At 48.7% G+C, this 4,495-nt stretch carries 6 protein-coding genes; 4 read left to right on the forward strand and 2 right to left on the reverse strand.

Features of this window, described 5'->3' with window-relative positions:
* The coding region (gene dcuC / locus AB7E14_RS20890) for an anaerobic C4-dicarboxylate transporter DcuC (RefSeq protein WP_428169891.1) at nucleotides 1-1,296 on the reverse strand (1,296 nt) is incomplete at its 3' end.
* A gap of 447 nt (nucleotides 1,297-1,743) precedes the next feature.
* Between dcuC and pagP the strand changes: the two genes are divergently transcribed.
* Nucleotides 1,744-2,322, forward strand: a complete 579-nt coding sequence (gene pagP, locus AB7E14_RS20895) for a lipid IV(A) palmitoyltransferase PagP (RefSeq protein ID WP_043001433.1) — start codon at nucleotides 1,744-1,746, stop codon at nucleotides 2,320-2,322.
* A 173-nt stretch (nucleotides 2,323-2,495) separates the two neighbouring features.
* Nucleotides 2,496-2,705, forward strand: coding sequence for a transcription antiterminator/RNA stability regulator CspE (gene cspE, locus AB7E14_RS20900; protein ID WP_000034826.1), 210 nt, complete (start codon nucleotides 2,496-2,498; stop codon nucleotides 2,703-2,705).
* A 53-nt stretch (nucleotides 2,706-2,758) separates the two neighbouring features.
* Here cspE and crcB read toward each other — a convergent pair whose 3' ends face one another.
* Nucleotides 2,759-3,142 carry a fluoride efflux transporter CrcB gene (gene crcB, locus AB7E14_RS20905; protein WP_043001432.1) on the reverse strand — a complete coding sequence of 128 codons (384 nt, stop codon included), beginning with the start codon at nucleotides 3,140-3,142 and terminating at the stop codon, nucleotides 2,759-2,761.
* Between the two features lie 90 nt (nucleotides 3,143-3,232).
* Between crcB and AB7E14_RS20910 the strand changes: the two genes are divergently transcribed.
* Nucleotides 3,233-4,021, forward strand: a complete 789-nt coding sequence (locus tag AB7E14_RS20910; RefSeq protein WP_316961911.1) for a deaminated glutathione amidase — start codon at nucleotides 3,233-3,235, stop codon at nucleotides 4,019-4,021.
* Nucleotides 4,022-4,150: 129 nt separating this feature from the next.
* On the forward strand, nucleotides 4,151-4,354 hold the full coding sequence (gene tatE / locus AB7E14_RS20915; RefSeq protein WP_043001430.1) for a twin-arginine translocase subunit TatE: 204 nt from the start codon (nucleotides 4,151-4,153) through the stop codon (nucleotides 4,352-4,354).
* The last annotated feature ends 141 nt before the right edge of the window (nucleotides 4,355-4,495 follow it).

Here is a 4,495-nt window from a genome sequence, read left to right on the forward strand (position 1 = left end):
GGTGCGTTTTACCACTTCAAAAGGCGAGATTTTTGCCATCCCGGCTACCGCCACGACCACGCCGGAGACCGGGGAGATCGTACGGCCCAGGTTGGATGCCTGTAGCATCGGAATCGACAGATACGCCGGGTTGATACCCGATGATTGTGCCAGCTTAGGAATCATTTCCACGAAAGCGTAGAACGGCGCGTTACCGGAACCGGTGGTCATCGCTGCCAGCATGGTCAGAATCACCAGTACCAGCATCAAAATGATGCTCGCTGAGCCAAACGAAGTGGCGATGGAGATCAGACTCTGGATGAAGCCAATCGTGCTCAGACCCTGTGCGAAAACACCCGCCGCAACTAACAGCATCACCACGTTCGCAAACGCATCGGCCATACCGCGATACGCCACTTCCAGACCTGAATACACTTTCTGGGTGTTGAAACCCCGGACGAACTCCAGCACTGCCGCAATAAGCATACAGAGCACCAGAATCGTAATGATGTGCAATTGCGGTCCCCACTTACCATCAAAAATCAGCACTCCGATAATCGGCGTAAATGGCAGAATGGCGTAGAACGCCGGTGCCGTGGTGGTGATTTCATTTACGTCCAGCATTTCGTGGGCCGCGTTCTCTTTTTTATCCAGATAACGTTGCCAGAAATAGTGGGCTATCGCCATCCCGATGATTGCCGCAATGGAGATCGGCAGTGTGGTTTTAAAGGCAAAATCGATCAGTGGCATTTCGGCTGCTTTGGCAGCCAGCACGACGTCACCGGAGGTAGGGGAAAGGATAATTGCGGCAGGCGAGGCACAAATGGCCGCCGCGGCACCGCGGCTGATGCCTACGTTGACCATGATCGGGAAAAGCGTCGCCATCAACAATACGCCGAGTCCGGTAGCGGATGACACCGCCAGGGACATCAGACAGGCAACAAAATAGGCGGCAATCATCAACAAATAAGGTGAATTAATGTACTGCAAAGGCTTCGACGCCAGTTTCACGACCATATCGTTCGCGCCGATGTGGGTCATGTAAGCGGCAAATCCGCAGAGCATCATGATCATCATGCCAAGGTCGCCACCACGGCTCATCAGCAGGATCTTGATGTATTCAACGATATCCGTCGCGGAATAACCCGTCGTGGTCTCGCTGGAAGGCAGCACTTTATGGCCCATCAGGGCGCTGATAATCAGCAGCACCAGACCGCCAACAAAGAGCACGCCGGTTGCCGAATACCCTTTAATGATGTAGCGCGCTACACCCACAATAACCACAACTCCAATAAGGAGTTCGATAAATGTCAACATTGTTTCCCCTGTCGCGTAGACACCCAGAAGTGAAATTAAGATAATACCAATAAGTTGGTGTAAAAATGTGCCGAATAAGTGTTTGCTACTTGCTGATTAAAATCAATAAACAGAACGATTAGTCGTCGGTCAGCGCCTATTTTTTTTCGTTGCCGTGATGAAGGTGAAATATTTTATTTTCCAGTCTCCAGGAAAATTCCTTGTTGTTTCATTTTTGTTTTGTTTATGCGGCATTGATGTTAATGAATGACGGCGAAAGAGTGCTTTCAACGTAACAGAGTGAAAAGCATACAATATCTGACTGATAATCCAGCGATAAATAATACTGCAAAAGATAGGGTTTAATTACGGCATTCAAAATCTTAGAACAATCTGATTCAGGTCTGCATTGCCGCTGTTAAGGTTTCATTCAAGTTATTTTTGGTATAATCAAGACTGAACTTAAGAATGGTAATAAACGTTGTGAGTACAGCTAAAAAATATTTTCTCCTTTTTTCATTTCTTTTTATTCAGTTAGCGATGCTGCCGCGTGCAGTGGCAGAAGAAAAAGGGTGGTTTAATACCTTTACAGACAATGTTGCCGAAACCTGGCAGCAACCTGAGCACTATGATTTATATATTCCCGCGATAACCTGGCATGCGCGTTTTGCCTATGACAAAGAAAAAACCGATCGTTATAACGAGCGTCCATGGGGCGGTGGTTTTGGCCAGTCGCGCTGGGATGAAAAGGGAAACTGGCACGGCCTTTATATCATGGCTTTCAAAGATTCATGGAATAAATGGGAGCCGATCGGTGGTTATGGCTGGGAGAGCACCTGGCGACCTCTGCCGGATGACAATTTCCACCTGGGGTTAGGTTTTACCGCCGGTGTGACGGCGCGTGATAACTGGAACTACATTCCTCTTCCTGTCCTGCTGCCGCTGGCTTCCATCGGTTACGGTCCGGCAACGTTTCAGATGACCTATATCCCCGGTACTTATAACAACGGTAACGTATACTTTGCGTGGATGCGTTTTCAGTTCTGAACCAATTAATGGCAATAAACTTCATATAAAACAAAGTGATATAAGCTTATGTCAAAAAATAACGCGACATTTATCACTTTTTGCCAAAGTTCGACTGGACAAAGTGAACCACAATTGGTGTACTGGTACCCGACACAGCATTTGTGTCTATTTTTCATGTAAAGGTAATTTTGATGTCTAAGATTAAAGGTAACGTTAAGTGGTTTAATGAGTCCAAAGGATTCGGTTTCATTACTCCGGAAGATGGCAGCAAAGACGTGTTCGTACACTTCTCTGCAATCCAGACCAATGGTTTTAAAACTCTGGCTGAAGGTCAGCGTGTAGAGTTCGAAATCACTAACGGTGCCAAAGGCCCTTCTGCTGCAAACGTAACTGCTCTGTAAGCTTACGTCAGCAAGATTTCAAAACCCGCTTATTAGCGGGTTTTTTTTGGTCTTTAGTGCGCGCTGGAGGCGGAAAATAGCCAGAATGCTAACGCCGTCATCGCAAATGATCCCAACAGGTTGACCAACACATTCAGCATTGCCCAGCCCACTCGACCTTCCTGCAGCAAAAAGACCACTTCCGCCGAAAAGGTAGAAAAGGTTGTCAGGCCGCCACAAAAGCCGGTTGTGATCAAGACTTTCCATACGGGATCGATATTAGTCATTCGACTAAACCATGCCAGTCCCACACCAATGATGAATGCACCCAGTAAATTTGCGGTCAGGGTTCCTATCGGAATCGCCTGATGCATGGGGTTAAACCGCATACTGAGCATCCATCTCGCTACACTTCCTGTGCCACCGCCAATAAAAACCGCTAAAAGAAGTTGTAACACTGCATAATCCTGCTTTTGGTTGGTATATAAGATAAGTGTAACGCTGAATAATCATCGTTGGCGAGCCTGATAAACCTGACCGGAGGAATTATGCTAGTTGCTGCAGGGCAATTTGCCGTCAGTCCTGTGTGGGAAAAAAACGCAGAAACCTGCGTCATACTCATGTCGCAGGCGGCGGGAAACGGCGCGTCATTGCTGGTTCTGCCTGAGGCATTACTGGCGCGAGACGATACGGATCCCGATCTGTCGGTGAAATCCGCCCAGTCTCTCGAGGGGAAATTCCTGCAACAACTGTTGCGGGAAAGCGCGTCGAATACGATGACCACTATTCTCACTGTTCATGTTCCTTCGCGTCCCGGTCGTGCGGTAAACACGCTGGTGGCGCTGCGTGGGGGGAAAATTGTGGCAAGCTACGCCAAGCTACACCTCTATGATGCTTTCTCCATTCAGGAGTCCCGCAATGTTGATGCGGGTAACGTAATCGCACCGCTGCTTGACGTGGATGGACTCAGAGTGGGGCTGATGACCTGCTACGATCTGCGTTTTCCCGAGCTGTCGATGGCGCTTGCGTTGCAGGGCGCTGAAGTGCTGGTGCTACCGGCGGCATGGGTCAGAGGGGCGCTGAAGGAACATCACTGGTCGACACTACTGGCTGCCCGCGCGCTCGATACCACCTGCTATATGATTGCCGCAGGGGAGTGTGGTAACAAAAATATCGGGCAGAGTCGTATTATCGATCCCCTTGGGGTGACGATTGCGGCTGCTGCAGACGTCCCGACGCTTATCATGGCCGAGATCACCGCTGAGCGAATTCGCCAGGTGCGGGCGCAATTACCGGTATTACGCAACCGCAGATTTGTGCCACCGCAATTATTATGACGTTTTTTTAAACACTGCTTGATTCACCTTGTTACAGATTGCTATTGTGTGCGCGCGTCAAATGACCGTTAATATTCTCAGGTTACTAAGGGCGCGCTACGCTGCCTGTTTTAAGTTAAGAAGGTATCTATGGGTGAGATTAGTATTACCAAATTGCTGGTGGTGGCCGCACTGGTCGTTCTGCTGTTTGGTACCAAGAAGTTACGTACACTGGGTGGAGACCTGGGCACGGCAATTAAGGGTTTCAAGAAAGCGATGAATGATGAAGATGCGGGCGCGAAAAAAGACGCAGACGGCAGCATTCAGGCTGAGAAACTCTCTCATAAAGAGTAATACCCGGAGCTAAACGCCTGTCCGTTTTACCCTGATGAGAAAAAACCCGCGATTAAGCGGGTTTTTTTATAGGCGAAATGTAAGTATTTATTTCGAAATTACTTCACTTCCATCCCTTTCGCCTGCAGGTCAGCATGGTAA

Origin of the sequence: Citrobacter sp., from assembly GCF_050252275.1 — a bacterium.
Taxonomy (GTDB): Bacteria; Pseudomonadota; Gammaproteobacteria; order Enterobacterales; family Enterobacteriaceae; genus Citrobacter_A; species Citrobacter_A amalonaticus.

Bases quoted from the DNA above. Each gene is read 5' to 3' on its own strand.
- AB7E14_RS20910 (WP_316961911.1), top strand. From the start codon at position 3,233: ATGCTAGTTGCTGCAGGGCAATTTGCCGTCAGTCCTGTGTGGGAAAAA.
- cspE (WP_000034826.1), top strand. From the start codon at position 2,496: ATGTCTAAGATTAAAGGTAACGTTAAGTGGTTTAATGAGTCCAAAGGA.
- tatE (WP_043001430.1), top strand. From the start codon at position 4,151: ATGGGTGAGATTAGTATTACCAAATTGCTGGTGGTGGCCGCACTGGTC.
- pagP (WP_043001433.1), top strand. From the start codon at position 1,744: ATGGTAATAAACGTTGTGAGTACAGCTAAAAAATATTTTCTCCTTTTT.